At 51.0% G+C, this 23,012-nt stretch carries 24 protein-coding genes; 14 read left to right on the plus strand and 10 right to left on the minus strand.

Annotated elements, in window-relative coordinates; all coding sequences use genetic code 11:
• Positions 1 to 65: 65 nt before the first annotated feature.
• Positions 66 to 725, minus strand: a complete 660-nt coding sequence (ccsA, locus tag GK091_RS11910) for a cytochrome c biogenesis protein CcsA (RefSeq protein ID WP_164037852.1) — start codon at positions 723 to 725, stop codon at positions 66 to 68.
• Positions 726 to 805: 80 nt separating this feature from the next.
• Positions 806 to 1,480 (minus strand): heme exporter protein CcmB, encoded by a 675-nt coding sequence (locus GK091_RS11915; protein WP_164037855.1) that lies wholly within the window; start codon positions 1,478 to 1,480, stop codon positions 806 to 808.
• 223 nt (positions 1,481 to 1,703) lie between these two features.
• Here GK091_RS11915 and GK091_RS11920 point away from each other — a divergent pair, with 223 nt between their 5' ends.
• From GK091_RS11920 to feoB, 3 genes are all read left to right on the plus strand, one after another.
• A complete protein-coding gene (locus GK091_RS11920) occupies positions 1,704 to 2,468 on the plus strand; it encodes a sulfite exporter TauE/SafE family protein (RefSeq protein WP_164037859.1) in 765 nt (254 codons plus the stop codon).
• A gap of 90 nt (positions 2,469 to 2,558) precedes the next feature.
• Positions 2,559 to 2,783: a FeoA family protein gene (locus tag GK091_RS11925; RefSeq protein WP_164037862.1), complete on the plus strand. Its 225-nt coding sequence runs from the start codon at positions 2,559 to 2,561 to the stop codon at positions 2,781 to 2,783.
• A 63-nt stretch (positions 2,784 to 2,846) separates the two neighbouring features.
• Positions 2,847 to 4,958 (plus strand): ferrous iron transport protein B, encoded by a 2,112-nt coding sequence (gene feoB, locus GK091_RS11930; RefSeq protein WP_164037864.1) that lies wholly within the window; start codon positions 2,847 to 2,849, stop codon positions 4,956 to 4,958.
• Positions 4,959 to 5,024: 66 nt separating this feature from the next.
• Here the strand turns inward: feoB and GK091_RS29375 are convergent, their stop codons facing one another.
• On the minus strand, positions 5,025 to 5,189 hold the full coding sequence (locus GK091_RS29375; protein ID WP_170312648.1) for a hypothetical protein: 165 nt from the start codon (positions 5,187 to 5,189) through the stop codon (positions 5,025 to 5,027).
• A 229-nt stretch (positions 5,190 to 5,418) separates the two neighbouring features.
• The gene (locus GK091_RS11935; RefSeq protein ID WP_164037866.1) at positions 5,419 to 6,921 is read right to left on the minus strand and encodes an NAD(P)H-hydrate dehydratase; all 1,503 of its coding nucleotides are present in this window, start codon (positions 6,919 to 6,921) and stop codon (positions 5,419 to 5,421) included.
• A 114-nt stretch (positions 6,922 to 7,035) separates the two neighbouring features.
• Here GK091_RS11935 and rplS point away from each other — a divergent pair, with 114 nt between their 5' ends.
• From rplS to GK091_RS11950, 3 genes are all read left to right on the plus strand, one after another.
• Positions 7,036 to 7,407: a 50S ribosomal protein L19 gene (gene rplS, locus GK091_RS11940; RefSeq protein WP_164037870.1), complete on the plus strand. Its 372-nt coding sequence runs from the start codon at positions 7,036 to 7,038 to the stop codon at positions 7,405 to 7,407.
• Between the two features lie 131 nt (positions 7,408 to 7,538).
• A complete protein-coding gene (dapF, locus tag GK091_RS11945) occupies positions 7,539 to 8,312 on the plus strand; it encodes a diaminopimelate epimerase (RefSeq protein WP_164040757.1) in 774 nt (257 codons plus the stop codon).
• Positions 8,313 to 8,367: 55 nt separating this feature from the next.
• Positions 8,368 to 9,297: a bestrophin family protein gene (locus tag GK091_RS11950; protein ID WP_164037873.1), complete on the plus strand. Its 930-nt coding sequence runs from the start codon at positions 8,368 to 8,370 to the stop codon at positions 9,295 to 9,297.
• Positions 9,298 to 9,371: 74 nt separating this feature from the next.
• On the opposite strand, the gene GK091_RS11955 is transcribed toward GK091_RS11950, so the two are convergent.
• Both GK091_RS11955 and GK091_RS11960 read right to left on the minus strand, forming a co-directional pair.
• Positions 9,372 to 9,680 (minus strand): rhodanese-like domain-containing protein, encoded by a 309-nt coding sequence (locus GK091_RS11955; protein ID WP_164037876.1) that lies wholly within the window; start codon positions 9,678 to 9,680, stop codon positions 9,372 to 9,374.
• A gap of 46 nt (positions 9,681 to 9,726) precedes the next feature.
• On the minus strand, positions 9,727 to 10,095 hold the full coding sequence (locus GK091_RS11960; RefSeq protein ID WP_164037879.1) for a hypothetical protein: 369 nt from the start codon (positions 10,093 to 10,095) through the stop codon (positions 9,727 to 9,729).
• 157 nt (positions 10,096 to 10,252) lie between these two features.
• Here GK091_RS11960 and htpG point away from each other — a divergent pair, with 157 nt between their 5' ends.
• Positions 10,253 to 12,082 carry a molecular chaperone HtpG gene (gene htpG / locus GK091_RS11965; RefSeq protein ID WP_164037883.1) on the plus strand — a complete coding sequence of 610 codons (1,830 nt, stop codon included), beginning with the start codon at positions 10,253 to 10,255 and terminating at the stop codon, positions 12,080 to 12,082.
• Between the two features lie 100 nt (positions 12,083 to 12,182).
• On the opposite strand, the gene GK091_RS11970 is transcribed toward htpG, so the two are convergent.
• The gene (locus tag GK091_RS11970; protein WP_164037886.1) at positions 12,183 to 12,818 is read right to left on the minus strand and encodes a DUF4126 domain-containing protein; all 636 of its coding nucleotides are present in this window, start codon (positions 12,816 to 12,818) and stop codon (positions 12,183 to 12,185) included.
• An 86-nt stretch (positions 12,819 to 12,904) separates the two neighbouring features.
• Positions 12,905 to 14,395, minus strand: a complete 1,491-nt coding sequence (locus GK091_RS11975; RefSeq protein WP_164037889.1) for an ATP-dependent DNA helicase — start codon at positions 14,393 to 14,395, stop codon at positions 12,905 to 12,907.
• Between the two features lie 164 nt (positions 14,396 to 14,559).
• Between GK091_RS11975 and GK091_RS11980 the strand changes: the two genes are divergently transcribed.
• From GK091_RS11980 to coaD, 4 genes are all read left to right on the plus strand, one after another.
• Positions 14,560 to 14,997, plus strand: a complete 438-nt coding sequence (locus tag GK091_RS11980; RefSeq protein ID WP_164037892.1) for a CBS domain-containing protein — start codon at positions 14,560 to 14,562, stop codon at positions 14,995 to 14,997.
• Positions 14,998 to 15,174: 177 nt separating this feature from the next.
• Positions 15,175 to 15,660 carry an NUDIX domain-containing protein gene (locus GK091_RS11985; protein WP_164037895.1) on the plus strand — a complete coding sequence of 162 codons (486 nt, stop codon included), beginning with the start codon at positions 15,175 to 15,177 and terminating at the stop codon, positions 15,658 to 15,660.
• A gap of 143 nt (positions 15,661 to 15,803) precedes the next feature.
• Entirely contained in the window at positions 15,804 to 16,682 is an 879-nt protein-coding gene (locus GK091_RS11990; RefSeq protein WP_317166296.1) for a DUF3822 family protein, read from the plus strand.
• A gap of 58 nt (positions 16,683 to 16,740) precedes the next feature.
• Positions 16,741 to 17,208 carry a pantetheine-phosphate adenylyltransferase gene (coaD, locus tag GK091_RS11995; protein WP_164037901.1) on the plus strand — a complete coding sequence of 156 codons (468 nt, stop codon included), beginning with the start codon at positions 16,741 to 16,743 and terminating at the stop codon, positions 17,206 to 17,208.
• A gap of 9 nt (positions 17,209 to 17,217) precedes the next feature.
• Here coaD and GK091_RS12000 read toward each other — a convergent pair whose 3' ends face one another.
• Positions 17,218 to 17,931, minus strand: coding sequence for an NUDIX hydrolase (locus GK091_RS12000; protein WP_164037904.1), 714 nt, complete (start codon positions 17,929 to 17,931; stop codon positions 17,218 to 17,220).
• A 117-nt stretch (positions 17,932 to 18,048) separates the two neighbouring features.
• Between GK091_RS12000 and GK091_RS12005 the strand changes: the two genes are divergently transcribed.
• Both GK091_RS12005 and GK091_RS12010 read left to right on the plus strand, forming a co-directional pair.
• Positions 18,049 to 19,338, plus strand: a complete 1,290-nt coding sequence (locus GK091_RS12005) for a hemolysin family protein (RefSeq protein WP_164037908.1) — start codon at positions 18,049 to 18,051, stop codon at positions 19,336 to 19,338.
• A gap of 64 nt (positions 19,339 to 19,402) precedes the next feature.
• Positions 19,403 to 19,723: a hypothetical protein gene (locus GK091_RS12010; RefSeq protein WP_164037910.1), complete on the plus strand. Its 321-nt coding sequence runs from the start codon at positions 19,403 to 19,405 to the stop codon at positions 19,721 to 19,723.
• 82 nt (positions 19,724 to 19,805) lie between these two features.
• Here GK091_RS12010 and GK091_RS12015 read toward each other — a convergent pair whose 3' ends face one another.
• The gene (locus GK091_RS12015) at positions 19,806 to 21,581 is read right to left on the minus strand and encodes an ABC transporter ATP-binding protein (RefSeq protein WP_164037913.1); all 1,776 of its coding nucleotides are present in this window, start codon (positions 21,579 to 21,581) and stop codon (positions 19,806 to 19,808) included.
• Between the two features lie 180 nt (positions 21,582 to 21,761).
• On the opposite strand from GK091_RS12015, the gene GK091_RS12020 reads away from it, so the two are divergent.
• A complete protein-coding gene (locus GK091_RS12020) occupies positions 21,762 to 23,012 on the plus strand; it encodes a DUF2264 domain-containing protein (protein WP_164037919.1) in 1,251 nt (416 codons plus the stop codon).

Consider the following 23,012-nt stretch of genomic DNA (forward strand, 5'->3'; position numbering starts at 1 on the left):
AAGAGAAATAAGTCTAAGAATTAACGCAAAAAGAAGACGAATCATTCCGGTTTGGTCCCACAGAATTAATCGTCCAAAGCAACTTTTATCCGACGGAGCCTGACGCGCAGTTCCGTGATCCAGACACCCAGCAGCGTAAACCCAATAATGGCCGGATAGAACACCATACGGAGGCTATTATCCATATCGTACTTTCCGAAGGCCGGGTTACCTCCGTTGCCGGGATGTAGCGAATCGTTCAGCCGAGGCACGATAAAGATGAGAGGAATAAAGACGGCGAACGCGAAAATATTATAAACCGCCGAAATGCGGGCGCGTCGTTGCTCATCATCGAAGGAACCCCGCAAAATCAAATAAGCCAGGTACATGAGCATACCCACGGCAACGCTGTTCAGCTTTGGGTCGTTAGGCCAGGGTTCGCCCCAGGTGAAATTAGCCCAGATCGAGCCTGTCAGACAACCCAACAACCCGTATAGAATGGCAGTGTTGGCAAACTCGACCGCAACGAGGTCATCGTCGAAACGACCACTGCGCAGGTAGCGAATGGAATAGACGGCTGACGTCAGGAGCAGGATGATCATGCCGAACCAGAGCGGAACGTGGAAATAAACGTTTCGGATACTCTCGTTCAGGATGGGCTGCCGAGGAACAACGCCCAGCAAACCCTGTAAGACAACATAGGTCAGAATCAGGACCGAAAGGACTTTCCACCAATTCTTTTTCATAGGTAACGCGGGTGGAAACCCGCCTTTAATTGGTAAACGAGCGGTTTTTTACCGCAACGGCGGACCGTCCGCGTCACAGGTTAGCTCCGCCACAAAAATGGGAACAGCAACAACGATAAGGTTACGACAATAACATCGATGGCCAGCACCGTTCCGATCTCATCCCAGCTTGCGCTTCGGTCAAGGCCGTCGAGTGCGTTTTTTGACAGTTTAAGCAGCATCAGCAGCAGCGGCAGAATGATAGGGAAACTCAATACTGCCATCAGCGTCGCCGGATTTTCGGCCTTGCTGGCGATGCCCGAAACCAGCGTCAGGGAGGCTGCAAAGCCAATAGCACCCAGAATGAGGGTCAACAGATATAACGGAACATCATCGACCGGATTGCCCAGCACAAAGGCGTACACCCCGAAGCCCAACAAGGCCAGCACCAGCATCAGCACCGTATTGTACAGAATCTTCGACAGGATGATCTGCTGCGGACTCGCCAGTATATAATAATACAGCTGCCGCCCCGCGCGCTCCTGCACAAAACTCTTGGCAATGGCGTTGATGGCCGTAAACAACAGAATAATCCAGAACAATGTATTCCAAACGATCGGCGTCAGCTGACCACGTCGCGCATTGAAACTTAAATAACACACAAAAACGGCCCCGACAATGTACAGCAGCATCCCGTTGAGCGCGTAGCGTTGCCGCCACTCCAGCAGAAATTCCTTCCGCATCAATGCACTCAACTGTCGTACTGATTCTGCCATGCCCGCTTTTTTAATGCTGCAAATTTACGGTGCAATGCTGATGCGAAAAAGAAATAGTTTTGCATTCTGATCGTCTTCTGAAAGTCAGCATTCCATTTTTGCGCGTCCGGTTGGCCCTGTCAGTCGGTTTGTCTCTGAATGTGAACACGATGCCGGAAGAAGTTACCCCACTACGGGAGCGTTGCTCAGGCATAATGCCGTACCGCAAGTCTTATTTATACGAATGGATAGTTCTACTACGCTGATTCTCTGCGCTTTTTCGTTCCTGGCTGGTTTTGTCGATGCTATAATCGGTGGGGGTGGATTAATCCAAACGCCCGCTATTCTCTTTACGCTGCCTCAGTATCCGGTACCAACGCTGATTGCATCGACAAAAATACCATCACTGGCCGGGAGTCTGATGGGTGCGTTTCAATACAGCCGACGGGTTGTTGTTATCGGTCGTTTCATTGCGCCGATGATGGCGATTGCGTTTGCCGCGTCGTGGCTGGGCTCGCTGACGCTTACCCGCGTACCCAACAGCTTCATGAAACCAGTGGCGCTGGTCATTCTGGTGGCTGTGTTCATCTACACGCTAATCAAAAAAGAGTTCGGGCAGGTAACGCAGCAGTATGTCTCCGCCCGCCAGCAGCGCCTACGCATGTGGACTATGGGGGCCTGTATTGGCTTTTATGACGGCTTTTTCGGGCCGGGAACCGGAAGTTTTCTTGTCCTGGGGTTCATTACGCTGATCGGGTTTGATTTTCTGAAGGCCAGCGCTCATGCCAAGCTGGTCAACGCGGCTACGAATCTGGCCAGCACGTTGTTCTTTGTAAACGAGGGTAAAATCCTTTACGCCGTTGCCTTTCCGATGGCCCTGGCCAACCTATCCGGCGCGTTTCTGGGTGCACGACTAGCTATCCTGAAAGGGAATCAGTTTATCCGTGTCTTCTTTCTACTGATTATCACGGCGACGATCATCCGATTCGGCTGGGACCTGATCGGCTAGGAATTTCTTTGCCGTTCTTCCTTGCATCCAACAACTTTCCGTTGTAATCTTGCGTTAATTAAACTGAATCTAAATAAGAGCGGCATTACCATGAGCAAGCGCAGCGTGGCTGATCTGAAAGTTGGCGAGCGAGGTACCATTCAATCGTTCGATAACCAGTTGTTATCCCTCAAACTGCTTGAAATGGGCTGTTTGCCAGGCGCTGAAGTTTGTCTAAGCGGCAAAGCACCACTGGGTGACCCGATCTGTCTGAATGTATCCGGTTATTGTCTGGCCATGCGCAAGTCCGAAGCTGCTACGATTTTAATTGACTAGTTTGTCCGTTGTGGTCTGCCTGTAGAGTGTGGCCATAACCGACAAACCACAACCCATAACCAGTTGAGTTCCCCTGTAATAGCCCTTATTGGAAATCCGAATGCCGGTAAATCGTCACTGTTCAACCAACTGACCGGACTACGTCAAAAAACCGGTAATTTTCCCGGCGTTACGGTCGATAAAAAATCCGGTTCCTGGCCGATCGACGCCCATACCACAGCCACCGTTGTTGATCTGCCCGGTGTTTATTCGATTTACCCTAAGTCATTAGACGAGCAGCTGGTCACCGATATACTGGCTAATCCTGCCCATCCCGATTATCCGGACGTTGCTATCGTCGTTGTTGATGCCTCCAATCTTCACCGCAATTTACTGCTCTTTACGCAAGTCGCCGATCTGGGTGTTCCGGTGATACTGGCCTTGAATATGCTGGATGTTGCCCGTCAGCAGGCCAAAGAAATCAATGCCGTGCGACTGGCCATGCGGCTGGGTGTACCGGTTGTGCGGATCAATGCGCGCGTGGGTGAGGGTATTGACCAGCTTGTCAAGGCCGTTCTTAATCAACTTCAGTCACCTACCGTAGCTGGCAAGCTTTTCTTCGACCCCGCCGAGGGAGCAACGGCGCTCATTACGGATACGAAAGAACAGTATAAGCTTGACAATAATTACCTGGCCTTACAATACATTATCCAGCACGACGGATTTTCGTTCCTGAACCGGCAGCAGCAGGCAGGTCTGGATGCCCTCATCAGCAAATATCAGTTTAGTGAACCGACGTTTCAGGCCGAGGAAACGATCACGCGTTACAAACGCATTGCTACCGTTGTGGCCGAAACCGTTACCGATCAGCGGCCGGCTAATCAACCAACCTGGAGTCAGAAGCTGGACCGGGTTTTGTTACACCCGGTTTGGGGGTACGCCATTTTCGGTTTTGTGCTCCTGTTGATCTTCCAGGCCATTTTTGCATGGGCCCAGCCGTTCATGGATGCCATCGACACGGGCGTCGCGTGGATCAATGGTCAATTGAAAGAAAGCCTTCCTGCGGGGCCGCTCACCGATTTACTGACCGATGGAATCCTGGCGGGTATTGGTGGTATTTTGGTCTTTATTCCGCAAATCGCTTTCCTGTTTCTACTCGTCGCCCTTCTCGAAGAATCGGGCTATATGTCGAGGGTAATGGTCATCATGGATCGTATCATGCGCAAGTTCGGCCTGAACGGTCGGAGCGTGGTTCCCCTAATTTCGGGGGTTGCCTGCGCCGTACCAGCCATTATAGCCACGCGCAGTATCGGTACGAAGCGGGATCGGCTGATCACCATTCTGGTGACGCCCCTGATGAGCTGCTCCGCCCGACTGCCCATTTACACCATTTTGATTGCCCTTGTCGTACCTAATCAGCGCATATTAGGTCTGTTCAATCTACAGGGGCTCGCCCTAATGGCATTGTACCTGTTGGGCCTGATCAGCGCCCTGGTTGCCGCTTACATATTGAAACTGGTGTTGCGGAGTCGAGAACGCAGTTTCTTTATTATGGAGTTGCCAACGTTCAAACTACCCCGCTGGAATCACGTCGGTATCAGCGTTTGGGAAAGCGTACGGTCCTTTGTCTGGGAGGCAGGGCGTGTCATTCTGGCGATCTCTATCGTGCTGTGGGTACTGGCCAGCTATGGTCCCGGCGATGCAATGCAACAGGCTGAGGCCCATACCCGACAACAAAACCCAACCCTGACGGATGATACGCTGGCTAATCTCGTTGCGTCAGAACGGCTCGAAGCGTCGTATGCCGGCCACTTTGGTCACTTCATAGAGCCCGTTATCAAACCGCTTGGCTACGACTGGAAAATAGGTATTGCCCTGATCAGTTCATTTGCTGCCCGCGAAGTGTTCGTGGGTACAATGGCCACCATTTATAGCATTGGAACCGGTGATGACGAAGGGGTTACGATCCGGGAGCGATTGAAACAGGAGCGTAATCCCGAGACGGGCGGACCCATGTATACGCCCGCACTGGCGTGGTCGTTGCTGGTCTTTTATGTGTTTGCGATGATGTGTATGAGTACACTGGCAGCCACCCAGCGTGAAACCAGGAGCTGGAAATGGCCTGCGGTACAACTGATCTACATGATGGTTGTGGCCTATATTTCCGCATTCGCAACCTATCAGTTGATGCAGTAGGCGTGACGTTATCAACAAAAAATCCCGTCAGCTGAACTGGCGGGATTTTTTGTTGGAAGAATTGATTTACCAGAGTAATCCTTTTGAGACTAGTGGATAAACAAAGTGATAAATGATATAGGCGAACAACGCTACTGTTAAGCCACCCAGAGCGGTGGTTTGATCGAAGATGACTCGTGATCTTCGTGCGGGGCGACTTACACGCCAGTCGCGTTGTGTTGTATGTTTCATAAATAGCTAAGGGATAAGCTGCCAAAAACGCTACAAATTTAAGGCCATGCTACTCGACAGAATAGAGCGGAAACCCGGATTTTACACCTTGCGTATAACTACCTGATCTGGCCAGTAAAAAGTTGGCACTATGTTTATTAATCGGTAGCAACTGAAAATGAATATTGAGTAACATTATCGTATAGCTGTAGAATATACTACACGACAATGTTACTTAATTTCTACAAAATTAGGTCCAGCTTAACGCATCAATGACATCCGAAGCCGTCATGCCGACAGGTCCGCGCTTTTCAGCGGCCTTGTCTCCCGCCAAACCATGCGCAAAAACACCTAGAACCGCAGCTTCGATTGGATCATAACCCTGAGCAAGTAACGCCGTCAGAATACCCGTCAGCACGTCGCCTGTACCACCAGTGCTCAGGCCGGGGTTACCGGTTGAGTTGAAGTGGATATCACCATCGGGCGTGGCTACGGCTGAATAAGCACCTTTCAGGACAACAACGACTTTGTATTTCTTCGCAAAATCGCGGAGACTATCCAGTTTCTGGTAATCGTTAGCCCACGGCTGGGTAAGGCGTTCAAACTCTTTCGGGTGGGGCGTTAAAATGCTGTTTCTGGGCAGCTTATCGAGCAGATCGCGATGCTCGGACAGCAGGTTCAGCGCATCGGCGTCGATCACAATAGGTTTCTCCAGCGTTGGAAGTAGATTCCGCAGCATTGTGAGCGTGCCCGGATTTTTGCCGATACCGGGGCCAATACCCAGCGTTGAGAACGTGGCGGGGGGCAGACTGTCGACGGCACTCTGGCCCGTTAAATAGTGCTCATCTGTGTCGGGAAGGCACATGGCTTCGGGTACGGCTGTTTGCAGAATTGCGTAGCCACAGGCCGGGACCTGTACCGTCAGCAAGCCCACACCTGACCGTAAACAGGCCCGTGCTGACAAAACCGCAGCGCCTATTTTTCCGTAGCTGCCCACCAGAAGTAGCGCGTGGCCAAACGACCCTTTGTTCGAAAATCGGTCCCGTTTACGGAGTAACAGGCGCGCATCCCGTGCCTGGGTGTAGTAATAGGGCGTAGGAGCCAGATCGATATAGCGTTTGTGCAGCCGGATATTCACGATTTGCCACTCACCCACGTAACGACCGTTCTTAGGAAGAATGAACGCTAATTTCGGTAACTGGAACGAAATGGTGTAGTCAGGCTCAATGATGACATCCGTTGACGTATTGGGCTGGTCGGTATACAGACCACTGGCGATATCGACCGCTACAACCATAGCCGGAGCGCGGTTGATGGCTTCAATGGTGCTCTTGACAATGCCTTCGGTCGGGCGCGACAGGCCGGAGCCAAGAATGGCGTCGATCACAACTTCGTTATGACGAATGGAGGGAATATCATCTGACGACTCGATGTAACGAACACTGTCTGTGACGAGTTTGAGACGCCGATGGTTATGCATGAAGTCATCGGACTCGCGGGGTGCGTAGCGGACAACGTATATCTCAATCGGGTAGTCACGTTCCAGAAGAAGACGGGCAATGGCTAACCCGTCACCGCCGTTATTGCCCAGTCCACAGAAGATTTTAGTCGTCTTTTTATCCGAAAAATGATCGACAAACCAGTCGACAAACGCCAGAGCGGCCCGCTCCATGAGGTTGATGGGCGCAATAGGCTCGTTTTGGATTGTCGATTGATCGAGGGCACGAATCTGGTCAGCATTCAGTATTTTCATCGGGTCGGCGTCGGTTTCACGGGGTAATTTCGCAAAAGTATTTTCAACTACTGAGAAATTTACTATCTTTGCGGCTCATTTCGCAAATACTTTTCTGGCGATCTATATACAGTCATGAGCGAGTTAATCAAATTAGTGGAGGCAGACAACGCGCAGCGTCGCGCCGAGTTGCCCACGTTCCGGGCGGGCGATACGGTGAACGTACACGTCAAAATCCGCGAAGGCAATAAAGAGCGTATCCAGGTGTTTACGGGCACGGTGATTCAACGCCGGAACCCAAGCAGTGCTGGTGAGACCTTTACTGTCCGCAAAGTATCGAATGGTATTGGTGTAGAACGGATCTTCCCGGTCCTGTCGCCGAATATCGACAAAATTGATGTGGTTCGTATGGGTAAAGTACGTCGCGCACGGTTATTCTTCCTGCGTGGTCGTCAGGGTAAAGCAGCACGTCTCAAAGAGCGTAAGCCAAAAGTTACTGCAGCTTAATCGCCTAGCACAACCTACGATTCGTTTAAAAGCTGCCTGAACAGGGTGGCTTTTTTTGTATGTACCGCAACAGGCTCCGGCTGTCGCGGCTATCTTTATCGGCAATGGCCGGAGCCCGTTGCGATCAACTTATGACTTTCTTCAAATACCAGGGTACCGGCAACGACTTTGTCCTGATCGATGATCGGGCGGGTACGTTTCCGGCTTCCGATCAGGCGTATATCGAACGATTGTGTCATCGCCGTTTCGGTATCGGTGCCGACGGCCTGATCCTGCTCCGGAACGATCCCGCGTATGATTTCAAAATGGTCTATTTCAATGCCGACGGTGCCGAAGGAAGCATGTGCGGTAACGGAGGCCGCTGTATTGTCCGGTTTGCCCATGATCTGGGCCTGTTCGCCAGTGAAACGCGCTTTCTGGCCGTAGATGGCGAACATCTGGCCGTTGTCCGTGACGGTACTATTTCCCTGAAGATGAGTAACGTGACGGGTATCGACAACCGCGATGGACTGACATTCCTGAACACCGGGTCGCCCCACGTTGTCCGGTTTGTTGATGATCTCGAATCGCTGGATGTTGTCGCGGAAGGACGCGCAATCCGGTACAGTTCGACCTTTCAACCGGCTGGTACCAATGTGAATTTTGCGCAAATCGTTGATGATCATACCGTATTCGTACGGACGTATGAACGGGGTGTCGAAGACGAAACCTACTCCTGCGGTACGGGCGTAACGGCGGTTGCCCTGGTGGCACATCAGCAGCTGCACATGCCCGGTCCGATCGCTATCCGGACCGTAGGCGGGAATCTACGTGTATCATTCAGAGCGCAGGCCGACGGTAGTTTCGAGGGCATACACCTGATTGGGCCGGCCCAGCGGGTTTTCGAGGGAGCCGTAACTATTTAAACCAATAACGGGTTACTAACCTAGTTTACACACAGGCACGTTACTTTTTTGGTGAATGATCATTTATAAAACAAAGGACTGGCTACCGGCAATCTGGCATTTTCATACGGGTCCTACGGCTATAGCGCTACTTCGTCGGTTAGTTTTCGTTGGCCTGTATGCGACACTAGTGACGGTGGGTGAGCTTAATTTTATCGATTTTCGATTAAAGGATACACCCAGTTCCTTTCTGCAGGCAATGGGTATCCTCCTGAGCTTGTTGCTGATCTTTCGCACCAATACCGCCTACGATCGTTTTTACGAAGGTCGGCAGATATGGGGAACACTGGTCAACAACTGTCGGAACCTCGCGATCTACTTCAATGCGGTTTTACCGGAGGGCGACACCGATAGCCGTGCCTTTTATGCCAAGGCCATTTCCAATTTTCCCTTCGCTCTCAAAAATCATTTACGGGAAGTGCCGGGCGTAGATGAACTGGACATCGTTGAAGAGGGCGAAAAACGCAGTCTGAGTAACTTCGACCATAAACCCGCTGGCGTGTCGAACCAGCTGTGGGTGCGGACGGAGATTCTGTACCGGGAAGGGCGGCTCTCTGAATCGCAGCACATTAACCTGAACCAGCGCCTGACCACGTTGATGGACGTTTGCGGTGTTTGTGAGCGGATTAAGAGTACCCCAATCCCGTTCTCTTACAATTTGTTCATCAAGCTGTTTATCATGATTTACGTGGGGATACTGCCGTTTACGATCATTACGGCTTATGGCTACCTGACGATTCCGGCTGTGTTACTCACGTCTTATATTCTGGTTGGTCTGGAAATGATCGGTGAAGAGATTGAAGAACCTTTCGGACTCGAACGAAATGATTTGCCACTCAATCAACTGGCCAAACTGATTCGGGTCAATGTTCACGATATTCTACAGATTCAGTTGCCTCATCAGGATAAGCTAGCTGCAAAGCCAGGGTTCACGATCATGACCTAGGGACTGGCGTCTATGTAAGATGTAGTATGTACGACTTCATACCATATAGACTACATCATACATCCTATATCAATTCAGTCTTCGGCTTCGATAACACCGCCGTGCAAGTGATAGATTGTCTTGTTTTGTAGCTCCGGCTGCCGTAACAAATCTTTTGCTGCCACCCGACTGCGAATGCCGTTCGTGCAAATGACGATAATCGTATCAAACGGAACGAGTTCTGCTTTACGTGACCGAATGTCAGCGAGTGGAACATTGATGCCGCCCAGATTGAATTCGTCGAATTCCCATTCATCCCGCACATCGACAACGACTGCGTTCGATTGTTGGCGGAGCAACGTGAGATCCGATAGCGTAATGTCTGTGTAGGTGTGTGTCGTCATACGTCCGAACAACAATCAATGGTAGTCGGCTGTTCAATTGAGCGCATCAGCGTTTGTCGATCGATAAAATCTCGATCTCGCCGATTGTCGGGCGACTTCCCCAGCCGCATTGCAGACTAACCTGATTGCCTGTCTCCCTGAAGCGAATGATGACCGGATGTTCAAGCGAGCCCGTACCAGTTGGAAGAGTACGAAGTGCATTCTGTAAAATGGGTAATGAAGTCACCGTTGGTTTATACATCACATCGGTAGACGGATTCCCGTGATCGAGCCGGACAAACTCTTCACAGCCGTCCGAAGCCAGATTATTGGCGTAAATGAACGCGGGTTCCGTCTGGCTGGGCTCCTGATCAGCCGCCTTTTCGTTCCGGCAACTTAACCCACCGACCAGTAGTAAAAAGAAGAGTGTTCGCATTGCTGTCGTTTTCCTAGTAGACTCCTTATTGACCCAAAAGGTTGCAGTCAGGTGGAAGGGCGTGGACAAAAATCTGTCAATCTGTCAGCCAGATGGCTATTGGAACGGGATTTGAAGCCGCCCGGTTAAACTCATTTAGTACATTAAACAAGACAACATGGAAGCCGTTCAAAACGAAAAAGGGCAGATTTCGATCCATACCGAGAATATCTTCCCGATTATCAAGAAATTTCTCTATTCCGACCACGAGATTTTCCTGCGTGAATTAGTATCGAATGCCGTTGATGCTACGCAGAAATTACGCCAGCTGGCGTCGTTCGGCGAATTTGGGGGCGAACTCGGCGACTTGAAAGTAACGGTTTCGCTCGATGAAGAAGCCAAAACGATCACGATCAGCGACAACGGGATCGGTATGACCGCCGACGAAATTAAGAAATATATCAATCAGATTGCGTTCTCGGGCGCGTCCGATTTTCTGGAAAAATATAAGGACAAAACCGACGACAAGGGGCAGATTATCGGACATTTCGGCTTAGGGTTCTATTCGGCCTTTATGGTTGCCGAAAAAGTTGAGATTGTCACCAAATCCTATCGCGATAATGCGGAAGCAGCCCGCTGGATCTGTGATGGTTCGACGGAGTTTGAACTGACACCCGCCGAACGTACGGAACGGGGTTCAGACGTTATTCTGCACGTGGCCCCCGATTCGGAAGAGTTCCTCAACAAAGGCCGGCTACAGAGCATTCTGGACAAGTACGCCCGTTTCCTGCCTATACCGGTTGAGTTCGATGGCAAAGTTGTGAATAACACAGCGCCCATCTGGACAAAATCGCCCTCCGATCTGACCGACGAGGATTACAAGGCATTCTACCGGGAATTGTATCCGATGGGTGAGGAGCCGCTATTCTGGATTCACCTCAACGTCGATTATCCATTTAATCTGACGGGTATTCTGTACTTCCCTCGCGTCAAAAACGAACTGCGGTTTCAGCGTGAGAAGATTCAGCTCTACAGCCGGCAGGTATTCATTACGGATGAGGTAAAAGACGTCGTTCCTGACTTCCTGATGATGCTGCACGGCGTGATCGACTCGCCGGATATTCCGCTCAACGTATCACGTAGCTTCCTGCAAGCGGATTCGAACGTTAAGAAAATCAACGGCTACATCACCCGGAAAGTAGCTGATAAACTGAATGATCTGTTCAATTCGGATCGGAAGGGCTTTGAAGAGAAGTTCGACGATATCGGTCTGTTCATCAAATACGGTATCCTGAGTGACGATAAATTCTGGGAAAAAGCGAAAAACTTCGTCTTGCTCAAAAACACGGAGGGCGAATACGCTACCCTCGATGAGTACCGTGAGAAAGTGCAGGCCAACCAGACTGACAAGAACAACACGCTGGTAGCCTTGTACACGACTGATCGCAAGCAGCAGGATGCTTACATCGAATCGGCCCGTCGGCGTGGTTACGATGTGCTGCTGATGGATAACGTGATCGATGCACACTTTATCAATGCGCTCGAACAGAAGCTCGACAAGGTGAATTTCCAGCGGGTTGATGCCGATACGCTCGACAAACTGATCGACAAAGGACTCAACAACGAAAGCGTCTTGTCGGAAGATGATAAAACCAAGCTGAAAGATGTGTTTGATCAGGTGCTGGACAACAAGATGCTGAACGTGAGTATTGAAGCGCAGCCCGTCGATGAACTTCCGGTTACCATCACGATGCCTGAGTTTATGCGCCGGATGAAAGACATGTCGGCTCTGTCGGGTGAGCAGTCGTTCTATGGTAACTTACCCGTGAGCTACAATGTAGTGGTAAACGCCAATCACGCGCTGATCGGGAAGATTCTGGCAGAGACGGATGCTGATACGCAGAAGTCGCTGGTCAAGCAGGTGTATGACCTTGCCTTGCTGTCGCAGAACATGCTGACCGGTGCTGAACTGACCGCCTTCGTTCGTCGGACCGTCGCAACGTTGTAAGTCCTGTAATCGAACAGTTCAACTACAGTGTACAAAAAATGGGCTGCTCTGGAAGGAGTAGCCCATTTTTTGTGGCGAGGTAACAAATTCGCTCTGGTGCTTACGCCCGACCGTTGCTACTCCGTGGAATCTGCGTAATAGGGTTACCGGCCTGTTTGGAAGAAGCCCGGCTGAACCAAACTTTTCGTTTAGCCAGCAGTCGCCCAATAATGAAGATCAGCACCGCGCCAATGATCACGACGGCAACCAGCGGCAAAAAGATCGTGAAGAGCGATAAACCAACCGACGCGGCATTTTCGCCGGTCGCAACGATTGGATTGGCAACTCCACCCGTTGTGGCACTGGAGCCGAGCCGGAGCAGACTGGTTCCCGCCTGAACGATCCCGGCAGAACTGCCACCCAGCATCAGGCCAAGTCCCCAGTGGATCACGGAGTTATCGATGTGCAAAAAAGATGTGCTCAGTATCGTACCGGCGATGATGGATAAAGGCGTGGCTATGGTATCCAGGATATTGTCGAGCCAGGGAATGTAATAGGCGCCAATTTCAAAGATAGTAGCGATGGCCAGCCCAAATAAAGCGGGCCAGTCACTGAGCCATTCGAAGCCCGTTACCGTGCCAATGAAGCCTAGCTTGGTAGCTACGCTGGCGATCAGCAACGGAACAAACACCCGAAAGCCGCAGCAGGCCGCCAGTCCAACGCCAATGCAGGCACTCATGATCCATTCGATGGACATAATTCGTACGTTTATTGTGTATACGTTACAGCCACCAGAAAAGGCCGTAAACTGACTACATAAACCGAATTTCGGGCCATTGGGTTTTAACCAAAGAACTGCGCGTTGAAATTCATGAGAAAGGCTTCGTCGGTGGCGCGGGTCAGCGCGGTGTAGAGCCAGCGGACAAATTCGTTGTTGACCTGCCCGTCCGGCAGAAATCCCTGATCGATAAAGACCGCGCTCCACTGGCCGCCCTGTGCTTTATGACACGTCAGCGCATAGGCAAACTTTACCTGCAACGCATTCAAATAAGGGTCGCGCCGAATCGCTTCGGCGCGTTCTTTCTTGCTCTTGATGTAGAAATAATCCTTTGAAACGCTTTCATAGAGCGCTTTGTGCTGGTCCGATGCGAGCGATGGTACGGGCGTATGCAGCGTGTCAAGCAGAATTTTAGCCTCAAAATCAGGCTGTTCCTCGTAATCGACCAGCCGCAGATTGACCGTCGCAAACCGGAAACCGTGCATCTCTTCCTTGTTGCGAATCTTCAGCACTTCGGCAAATTCGCCGTTAGCCAGAAATCCAGCCGGTGAATCGTCATCCAGAATAGTATAATTATTCCGGGCAATCATCAGCATGTCACCCGCGTCGAGTTCTTCTTCGCACTGGTCGATCATGCGCCGGACGAACTGGTTGTACTGCACCGCCGTTTTATTGGAGCGACAAAGAATAGCCGTATTCTCACGCCCATATTTATCATAGGCGTACCGGATGCCGTCTTCGAGCTTCATAAGTGGCATTTTATAAATGTCGCTGAATGACCGAACATTCAACTGAATGGCCGGGGAATCGGCCTGATCCGCCCCCCCCGAATCGTTCAGCAGCGCATCGAAACCCACGGCCTTAGGCGTTGGCTGAGGATCGTCGAGCAACAATCGCAGACTGGTCGCATTGTAGAGAATGCCCGATTCTTCTTCCTGCCGCATCACCTCGGTGAGTTCCTGCTCATAGACGGTCATGTCGAACGCACTGGAGAGAAAGTTACGATCGAGCGCCGGGCTCAATTCCCGCCCAATGGGGGGTAGCTGCGCCGTGTCGCCGATGAGCATCAGTTTATTGCCGGGGTTTTCAAAAACAAAATCGATCAGATCAGTGAGCAACCCCTTACCGCCAAAGTCTGCTTCGTCGGATATCATCGAGGCTTCATCGACGATAAAGAGCGTGTCTTCGTGGTAATTTTTCTGCCGCTGAAACGCCAGCGTTCCTGAGCCCGGCTCGGCTACCTGCCGATAAATTTTGCGGTGAATCGTCTGGGCCGGTTTCTTGGCATAATTGAACATTACTTTCGCAGCCCGACCGGTAGGCGCCAGCAGAATCGATTTATACCCAAAGCGGGGGAGTATTTTGATAAGGGTGCCGACGAGGGTCGTTTTGCCGGTTCCGGCGTAACCCCGCAGCAAAAAACAGTCGCGGTAGTGCTCAAATTCTTCGCGGGCGATGAACGCACCAATCTGCTCAAAAAACTGCTGTTGCCCACTCGTCGGTTTGTAGGGAAAGCGTTTGGCCAGCAACTGCGCAGCCGTTTGGGTATCATTCATGCATCTAATTTACGAAAAAAGAGGCAAAATTGAAAGGTGATTTTCGAGCTAAACGAAGCTTTAAACAGTCCTATTTTTTGCTATTTTTTACTTCTTTAGCCTCATTCATTTCCTCCTTCTGGCTTTTTTGTTATCTTCACCGCAGCACTAACTCCTTCACCCACATGAAAATACGTCACATTCTCCAGGGAAAAGCAATTAACGCCCTTTATTCCGTTCCGTCCGATGAAACCGTACTGGGCGCCTTAAAACTCATGGCCGAGAAAAACATTGGGGCTGTGCTGGTTGTCGACGACGAGAAACTGACCGGTATTTTCTCCGAACGGGATTATGCCCGCAAGGTTATCCTGAAAGATCGTCATTCGGACGATACGCGGGTTTCCGAGGTTATGACGGCGCAGGTGATTACGATCGAGCCCGAACAAACGCTGGAAGAATGTATGGTCATCATGTCGGACCGCCACATCCGGCACTTACCCGTTATGGACAATGGCGAATTGAGTGGTATCATTTCGATCAATGACGTGGTGACGGCGATTATCCGCGATCAGAAAACCCGGATCGATTCGCTCGAAAGCTATATTTCGGGAAGTCCGTACTAACACAAAAAGCAGGGTGTATGATCGTATGACCGCTCGTCCTGAAACCGGCCGTTCTGCGCATACACCCTGTTTCCGCCACTATAAATTCCTTACCTTCGCGTCCCCGGTTGATGGATGTGATGAAACGCAGTCGGTAAACCTGCCTGACCGCGCAAAAACCTCACGGCTGCTTAGGCGATGGATGCACCGAACGAAGAGGTATCGCGATTATACGGAAACCGCCTGCGACTGCGGGTTTGCGGACTGTGTCGGGATGGAGACCGCCTGTTAATGGTGCGCCACCGGAATATTGGTCCGGCCAACACATTCTGGAGTCCGCCGGGTGGGGGCGTAGAATTTGGCGAAAAGGCGCCTGATGCGTTAATTCGTGAGTTTGCCGAAGAAACGGGGCTGACGGTATCGGTAGGTGACCTTCTGTTCGTGAATGAAGTTATCGCAAAGCCACTCCACGCCGTTGAGTTGTTCTTTGTCGCTCAGGTCAGGACTGGATTGCTGCGATTGGGGATCGATCCGGAAATGGGCCTTATGAATCAGCTCATTGACGACGTTCGGTTTATGCAGTTCGACGAAATAAAAGCCTTGCCAGCCGACGAAGTTCACGCTTTGTTTCGTCACTGCAACTCGCTGGACGACGTCTTTGAGCTGCACGGCTATATGCACTGACCCGATAAGTTAGCCAGTTTGTTATCGATCGAAGAAAGATATGAACTGTTACGAGCTTGTGACGTTATTATCTACACCTATTCCGATTGTCTTTTTAGTTTAGTTATCCAATTAGCCGTTGCCAAGAATCCGTGCAAACCACCGTGACCTTAACGCCAACCGTAACCATTCGTTCTAACTCGTTCGATCCAGAGAAGACGGATAAATCAATTCTATGTCTGGAAGTTGGGCATGATCGATTTCGGTTTCTGGTGCAGGATTCACGTCGCCAGGGGTGCTTCCTGGAGGAGTACACGTTCCCGTCGCTGCTGACTGACCGGCCATTGACCGATCGGCTGCCGGATGTTTTCCGGGATCATCCGGTGTTGTCGGCTGGTCCCTGGCAGGAGGTTCGTATCTGTGTCAATTCGCCGTCTTTTACGCTGATACCGAAACCGCTTTTCCGGAAAGAGTACGCCAGCAGCTACCTGACATTCATGCGAGGCAACGATCTGCCCGCCCACGAATTTGCGCAGTCCTATGCGCACGACAGCGAGGGATTCCTGTCAATTTTTAACCTCGAACACCAGCTGGTCGATTTCTTTTCGGGTGCGTATCCGCTGCAACCGTCGACGTTTATTCACCAGATGGGTTCATTGATTCAGGCCACGGCTGAGCTGGATCGGCTGTCGCTAACGCCCCAGAATGTCTGGCTTTATTTTGAGGATGAATTTGTTTCTGTTTTGTACCGCAGTGGACATCAGTTGCAGTACAGCAATCGGTTCGGGTACAAAAATGTGCAGGATCTGGTCTACTACATACTGTATGTATTCAGCGAACAGAATCTGAATCCGGAAGCCATTAACGTGTTTCTGTACGGTGAAATTACGCCGTTCGCCGAAGCCTATACGGAACTGAATCGGTTCCTGCCGAACCTGACTTTCGGGCAGAAACCAGCTGGCCTAAGGCTGACTGAGGAATTCGACGAACTGCTCGAACATCGATATTTGAGTCTGTACGGCCTTTCTTTATTGGCAGAATGAAGCGAACTTGTGCCCCAAAGTAACCAAGACCTTTCGCTGGACCACTCATTCATCTGCTATGAACACAATTGCTTTGTTTCCGGGTTCCTTCGATCCGTTCACTAAAGGACACGAAGACATTGTCTTACGCGGACTTCGGCTGTTCGATGAGGTGATTATCGGCATCGGTCGTAACGCCCGAAAAGAGCGTTATTTTCCGCTTGACCAGATGATCCCCCTGATTGAAGAAGCCTTCAAAAAGTACCCGGCTGTTCGCGTTATCAGCTACGACGACCTGACGGCGAACGTTGCCCGAAGCGAAGGGGCTACATTTCTGCTGCGGGGCTTGCGGAATACGACCGATTTTGAATACGAAAACGGCATATCACAGGTGAACCGTTACGTGTACGAAGAGGTCGAGACGGTTTTCCTGATCACATCGCCCCATTTGGCCCCCATCAGTTCGAGCATCATTCGCGACCTGCATCGCTACGGCAAGCAGGTCGACGAATTTTTGCCGTACAAGCTGACGAACCAGCCGGTCTAGCCAGCGCGCTTATTTATTAACCGACTGGTCTAATTCCTGATTCACGGAATCGATCACGTAGCGAATGGAACTGAACGAATTGGTTAGGGCCAGCTTCGTTTGTTTCGGGTCGAGCCAGGCCAGCTTCTCAATGCCTTCGTCGGCTTGGGGAGCCATGCGCCGATCGTCGACGACACCCATCCGATACCATTTCGTGCGTTTCAGAATTCGGTTTCCATTGAGCGCGTAGGTGTGCCAGGTCGTGCAGATGCGTTCGCCAACCGACGGGCGCACTCCCGTTTCTTCCTCAACCTCGCGAGCCGCTCCCTGACGCGACGATTCACCGTCGTCCAACTTACCTTTAGGCAAATCCCAGACGCCCCGGCGAAACATCAACAGCATTTTGTTTCCTTTAAAAACAACACCACCAGCCGCTTTAATGATCTTGAATGGCTTCTTGATCGCATCTTCGCAGGCGCTTTTGTCAATGCATCCCAGCGTTATCGACAGCAGGGGTGTGGTGCTGGTTTTCTGAAGGAGAACCAGAATTTTTTCAACCGTTGCCGGGGTTGTATTGAGCACCAGAAGATGACCCTGCAATACATCCGCTTTCAACACCTCGAGACGGGCATCGACAATCTTGTCAAAATCTACGAACGTATCGCGTTTTAACGAGTTGGTCAGTTGTGAAGCGGCTTTTGAGCCAACGAGCCGGATTGGGCGGTCGTTAATGAAAATAATCATTGAAGCATTATGCAGATGGAAGGGTAAAAATAGCAAAAACCAACGGTCTGTTGCACGACTTAACCATTATAAACAGTTTCCGTTTACTATTTTTGCGCAAGCCAACCATTCCCCTTTGTGGAAATCCTTATAATTCTATTGCTGACGATTCTGAATGGGGTGTTCTCCATGTCTGAAATCGCGCTCGTTTCATCCCGTAGATCGAAGCTGGAAGCAGCCGCCAAAAACGGAGACCGTCAGGCGCAGGTAGCGCTCGATCTGGCGAATTCACCGAACCGGTTCCTGTCGACCGTACAGATTGGTATCACGCTGATCGGCATTTTGCTCGGTATTTTTTCGGGTGATAAACTGACCGACGATTTCCAGAACTTCGTGGCGCAGGTTGATCTCATTCGTCCCTACGCGCATTCGATTGCCGTTGTTCTGGTATTGTTGCTGCTTACTTACCTCTCGCTGGTATTTGGCGAATTAGTGCCGAAACGCATTGGGTTGTCCAACCCGGAAGGGATCGCCAAAACAATGGCCGCGCCCATGATGCTGCTGTCCCGGATTACATCACCGTTCATTGCCTTGCTGACGGTTTCAAGTGATTTGCTCCTGAAAGTACTGAATATTAAGCCCAACGAAAGTGCCGTTACGGAAGAGGAAATCAAAAGCCTGATTCAGGAGGGCACCTCGGGTGGGGCCATTGAGGAAATTGAACAGGAGATTGTTCAGAATGTCTTTCAGCTCGGCGATCGCAAAATTACATCGCTGATGACAAACCGTCAGGAGATTGTTTACCTCGATCTGGACGATGAACTGGCCGAGAACCGGGCTAAAATTCTGGAATATCGCCATTCGGTTTTTCCGCTTTGCGATGGAAGCGTAGACGATGTTGTCGGCCTGATCTACACGAAGGATTTTCTGGGTAATGACCTGGATAGCGAACTGACCCGGCTAAACGACATTAAGCGGGAAGCGTTGTTCGTGCCGGAAAACAACCGCGCCTATCAGGTGCTGGAGCGTTTTCGGGAACGGAAGCAGTACGTCGGTATGATTGTCGATGAATATGGGGGGGTGCTGGGCATCGTTACCCTGAATGATATCCTGGACGTGCTGGTGGGCGATATCAACGACGATTCCCACTCCGATTATGAGATCCGTGCCCGCGAAGATGGCACCTACCTGATCGATGCACAATTGCCGTTTGAAGATTTTATCTCCTACTTTTCCATCAACATTACGACGCAGGCCCGTCGGGATCTCACCGGATTTGATACCCTCGGTGGTTTCGCGCTGCATATTTTAAAAGACATTCCCCAAACGGGCGAATCCTTCGTCTGGCAGGCATACCGGTTTGAGATCATCGACATGGACAAGAGCCGTATCGACAAGATACTGGTCAGTAAGCTGCTGGAAGAATAGCGGGGATCGTAAAACAGCCGCCCTCGTTTGCGGGTTATAGAGAGGAATTAACTCATCGAGAGCCATGCGATACTTCACTCAAGATTCAACTGATTCTACCGGTAGCAGTTCCAGCAAAGTGCCATCGGTTATGGATAATGATCCAAACGCTGACGAAGAAGTGATTGATCAGCAAGCCGGCGACTTGTATCCGAAAGCGGTCGATCAACCAGACGAACCGGCCAAAATTGTTCCCGATAAGCTTGCCGACTCCATCGCGTATGCGCTTGATGGCAGCGGCCCCGGTCCGACAAACGACACCCCCAACGTGTCCGGGCACAAGGTCATCACCGAGGGGGTAACGGGTGCGGGATTAGATGAAGAAGAGGAAGCACTAAAGTCGTAATCAACACTATAGCGTTTACTATAAACGGGATGGCCTGACTTTAGTGATAAGTCAGGCCATCCTGTTTGTCGCTGTCCGTGCTTTACACGACTTCTTTGTACTGCATGCGGTACAAATTCGCGTAAAAACCTTCGCGTTGAAGCAACTCCTCATGGTTGCCCTGTTCAACGATCCGTCCTTTGTCGACAACGATGATATTGTGCGCTTTCTGGATCGTCGATAATCGGTGCGCAATGACGATGGCCGTACGACCTTTCATCAGCTTGTCGATGGCGTTCTGGATCATTTCTTCCGTCTCCGTATCGACAGAAGACGTGGCTTCATCGAGTACAATAATTTTTGGGTCCTGGACCATTGCCCGCACGAACGAGATCAGTTGACGTTGACCGACGGACAGGGTAGAGCCCCGTTCCATGACGTTATAGTCGTAGCCACCCGGCAGCCGTTCGATAAACTCATGAACACCCACCAGTTTGGCGGCCTCCACCATTTTCTCGCGGCTGATGCGTTTGTCACCCAGCGTAATGTTATTTTCGATGGTATCCGAGAAGAGAAAAACATCCTGTAAGACAACACCGATGTTTCGGCGCAGATGACCCAGTTCGTAATCGTGAACGTCGACGCCATCGATTTTAATATCGCCTTTGTTGATGTCATAGAACCGACTCAGCAGGTTGATGATTGACGATTTACCCGCGCCCGTAGCACCAACGAAGGCAATGGTTTCGCCCGCATTGGCCCGGAACGAAATGTCGCGAAGTACCCAGTCTTCATTGTTGTAGGCAAACCAGACGTTATCAAATTCAACCTTGCCGTCGATAGTGGTTGGTGCGTAGTTGCCATTATTGATCGTAAACTCATCGCTGTCCAAAAGCTTGATAATCCGGTCGGTGCTCACGATTCCCATTTGAAGCGTATTGAAGCGGTCGGCCAGCATCCGGATCGGACGAAAAAACAAGTTGATGAACATGACAAAAGCCGTAACGGTCCCGAAGGTGATGTCAGCACTGATGATTTGCTTCGCGCCGTACCAGACCACGAGCCCAACGGCCACGGCGGAGATAATATCGGCAACGGGGTAATAAACAGAGTAGTACCAAATCGAGCGAATGTTTGCCGCCCGATGCTCATCATTGATGCTACGAAATTTCTCTGCTTCAATTTTTTCGCTGCCGAAAATCTGGACGATGTTCATCCCCGTAATGTGCTCCTGTACAAACGAATTCAGGTTAGCAACGGCGGTCCGAACCTCATTGAAGGAAGTCTTGATTTTTTCCTTGAAGATGTACGTACTGATCAGCATCAGCGGGATGGTCGACAGGCTGATTGCTGCCAGCCGCCAGTCGGTATAGAACATCACACCAATAATCAGGACCAGTTGCAGAATATCGCCCGCAATGGCGGCCATGCCCTCACTGAATACATCGGCCAGTGTTTCAACGTCTGAGATTGAACGGGTTACCAGACGACCGATAGGCGTATTGTCGAAGAACTTTAGCCGTAGCTGAAGAATCTTTCGATAGAGCTGTACCCGAATGTCGCGGATGATGTATTGCCCCAGCCAACCGGAAAGGTACGTGTTGGAAAATTGAACGAGCGCCTGTACGACCAGCACGCCGATCATGAGGACCAGCATCAGCGTCAGGCGTTGATAATCACCCGCCGAAATCACGTTGTCGATCGTATAGCGTATCAGTAGCGGTGCTAAGGGAGCCAGACAGGCCGACAGCAAGATAACACCAATCAGAAGATAGAAACGGCTTTGGTAAGGCTTAACAAACGAGTATAGCCGACGTAGAATGGCCAGATCGAAAATCCGGCCGGCCGACGAATCGGCACTTTTCTGTTCTTGGTTCACGGACAATAAAATGGCGAGTTTAATCAGGTAACAGTGTTTCGCCGTCGAACGTTTCAGCCAGAAATGGAATTCACGCTGGTTATTTAACCCCTCGAACGTATACAGAACTAACCGAATACGCTTATTTTTGGCCAAGATAGCGCCGAAAAGAAAGGGGGAAGCTATTTATGCGATATGACAATGAAACGGCGTACGTTTGCCCGGTTGGTTGCTGCACTGCCGGTGAGTTTACAGGCAGGACGGGTGGCGGCAACTGATTCGACACTAGTAGCCGTTACCGGCGCTACTGACGATGACCGGGCCTACTGGCTACGCACCCTGCTGAAAGTGGCCGAACCGGTATTGACGGCCCTGGCCCAGAATCGGTTAAAAATGGATATGCCCGTCGAATCCGTACCTGGCCAGCAGGAGGGACGTCTGGCTGTATCCCATCTGGAAGCACTCGGTCGAACGGTAGCCGGACTGGCTCCGTGGCTTCAGCTGGAGGTCGAAGATACGCCGGAGGGACGAACGCGGCAACGCTATTTCGACCTTACCTGGAAAAGCATTGCCAATGCCGTTAACCCGCAGGCACCCGATTACCTGAATTTTACGAAAGGGGGCCAACCGCTGGTTGATGCGGCTTTTCTGGCCCACGGCCTGCTTCGGGCTCCTAAGTTGTGGAGTGCGCTGAGTGCTGAAGAACAAACCAATCTGGTCAAAGCCTTGCAGGCGACTCGGTCCATTAAACCGGGTTACAGCAACTGGCTTCTGTTCAGCGCGATGGTTGAAGCAGCTTTATTGAAATTTACGGGTTCGGGCGACGAGCTACGAATGGATTATGCGATCCGACAGCACCAGGCCTGGTATAAAGGGGACGGGGTCTACGGCGACGGGCCTGATTTTCACTGGGATTACTACAACAGTTACGTGATCCAGCCGATGCTGCTGGATGTCGTGAGAACACTGGTTGAGGCCAAAAAAGCGGATCAAAATCTGTATGAACCGCTGTTGGTTCGTGCTCAGCGCTATGGTATAGTGCAGGAGCGGTTAATCAATCCGGATGGTTCCTTTGCGGCATTCGGGCGGTCGCTGGCGTATCGATGTGGCGCTTTTCAGCTGCTATCGCAACTGACGTTGCAGAACAACCTTCCATCTGATCTGTCGCCCGGTCAGGTTCGGGCGGCACTAACGGCGGTCATTCACCGGACGATGGACGTTTCCGGAACATTCGACCCGAAAGGATGGCTACAGATTGGGCTCTGCGGTCATCAGCCCAGTATTGGTGAAACCTACATTTCGACCGGGAGTCTGTACTTATGTTCGGTGGCGTTTCTGCCGCTGGGTTTACCCGCAACAGACCCGTTCTGGCTGGCAACGGGCGAAGACTGGACGTCTAAAAAAATCTGGTCAGGCCAGGACGTGAAAACAGACCATGCTATTAAGGGGTAA

It is taken from the genome of Spirosoma agri, assembly GCF_010747415.1.
In the GTDB taxonomy this organism is placed as follows: Bacteria; Bacteroidota; Bacteroidia; order Cytophagales; family Spirosomataceae; genus Spirosoma; species Spirosoma agri.

Coding starts and splice junctions, on each gene's coding strand:
- ccsA (WP_164037852.1), bottom strand. CDS start 725: ATGAAAAAGAATTGGTGGAAAGTCCTTTCGGTCCTGATTCTGACCTAT.
- GK091_RS11915 (WP_164037855.1), bottom strand. CDS start 1,480: ATGGCAGAATCAGTACGACAGTTGAGTGCATTGATGCGGAAGGAATTT.
- GK091_RS11920 (WP_164037859.1), top strand. CDS start 1,704: ATGGATAGTTCTACTACGCTGATTCTCTGCGCTTTTTCGTTCCTGGCT.
- GK091_RS11925 (WP_164037862.1), top strand. CDS start 2,559: ATGAGCAAGCGCAGCGTGGCTGATCTGAAAGTTGGCGAGCGAGGTACC.
- GK091_RS29375 (WP_170312648.1), bottom strand. CDS start 5,189: ATGAAACATACAACACAACGCGACTGGCGTGTAAGTCGCCCCGCACGA.
- GK091_RS11935 (WP_164037866.1), bottom strand. CDS start 6,921: ATGAAAATACTGAATGCTGACCAGATTCGTGCCCTCGATCAATCGACA.
- rplS (WP_164037870.1), top strand. CDS start 7,036: ATGAGCGAGTTAATCAAATTAGTGGAGGCAGACAACGCGCAGCGTCGC.
- dapF (WP_164040757.1), top strand. CDS start 7,539: ATGACTTTCTTCAAATACCAGGGTACCGGCAACGACTTTGTCCTGATC.
- GK091_RS11950 (WP_164037873.1), top strand. CDS start 8,368: ATGATCATTTATAAAACAAAGGACTGGCTACCGGCAATCTGGCATTTT.
- GK091_RS11955 (WP_164037876.1), bottom strand. CDS start 9,680: ATGACGACACACACCTACACAGACATTACGCTATCGGATCTCACGTTG.
- GK091_RS11960 (WP_164037879.1), bottom strand. CDS start 10,095: ATGCGAACACTCTTCTTTTTACTACTGGTCGGTGGGTTAAGTTGCCGG.
- htpG (WP_164037883.1), top strand. CDS start 10,253: ATGGAAGCCGTTCAAAACGAAAAAGGGCAGATTTCGATCCATACCGAG.
- GK091_RS11970 (WP_164037886.1), bottom strand. CDS start 12,818: ATGTCCATCGAATGGATCATGAGTGCCTGCATTGGCGTTGGACTGGCG.
- GK091_RS11975 (WP_164037889.1), bottom strand. CDS start 14,395: ATGAATGATACCCAAACGGCTGCGCAGTTGCTGGCCAAACGCTTTCCC.
- GK091_RS11980 (WP_164037892.1), top strand. CDS start 14,560: ATGAAAATACGTCACATTCTCCAGGGAAAAGCAATTAACGCCCTTTAT.
- GK091_RS11985 (WP_164037895.1), top strand. CDS start 15,175: ATGGATGCACCGAACGAAGAGGTATCGCGATTATACGGAAACCGCCTG.
- coaD (WP_164037901.1), top strand. CDS start 16,741: ATGAACACAATTGCTTTGTTTCCGGGTTCCTTCGATCCGTTCACTAAA.
- GK091_RS12000 (WP_164037904.1), bottom strand. CDS start 17,931: ATGATTATTTTCATTAACGACCGCCCAATCCGGCTCGTTGGCTCAAAA.
- GK091_RS12010 (WP_164037910.1), top strand. CDS start 19,403: ATGCGATACTTCACTCAAGATTCAACTGATTCTACCGGTAGCAGTTCC.
- GK091_RS12020 (WP_164037919.1), top strand. CDS start 21,762: ATGAAACGGCGTACGTTTGCCCGGTTGGTTGCTGCACTGCCGGTGAGT.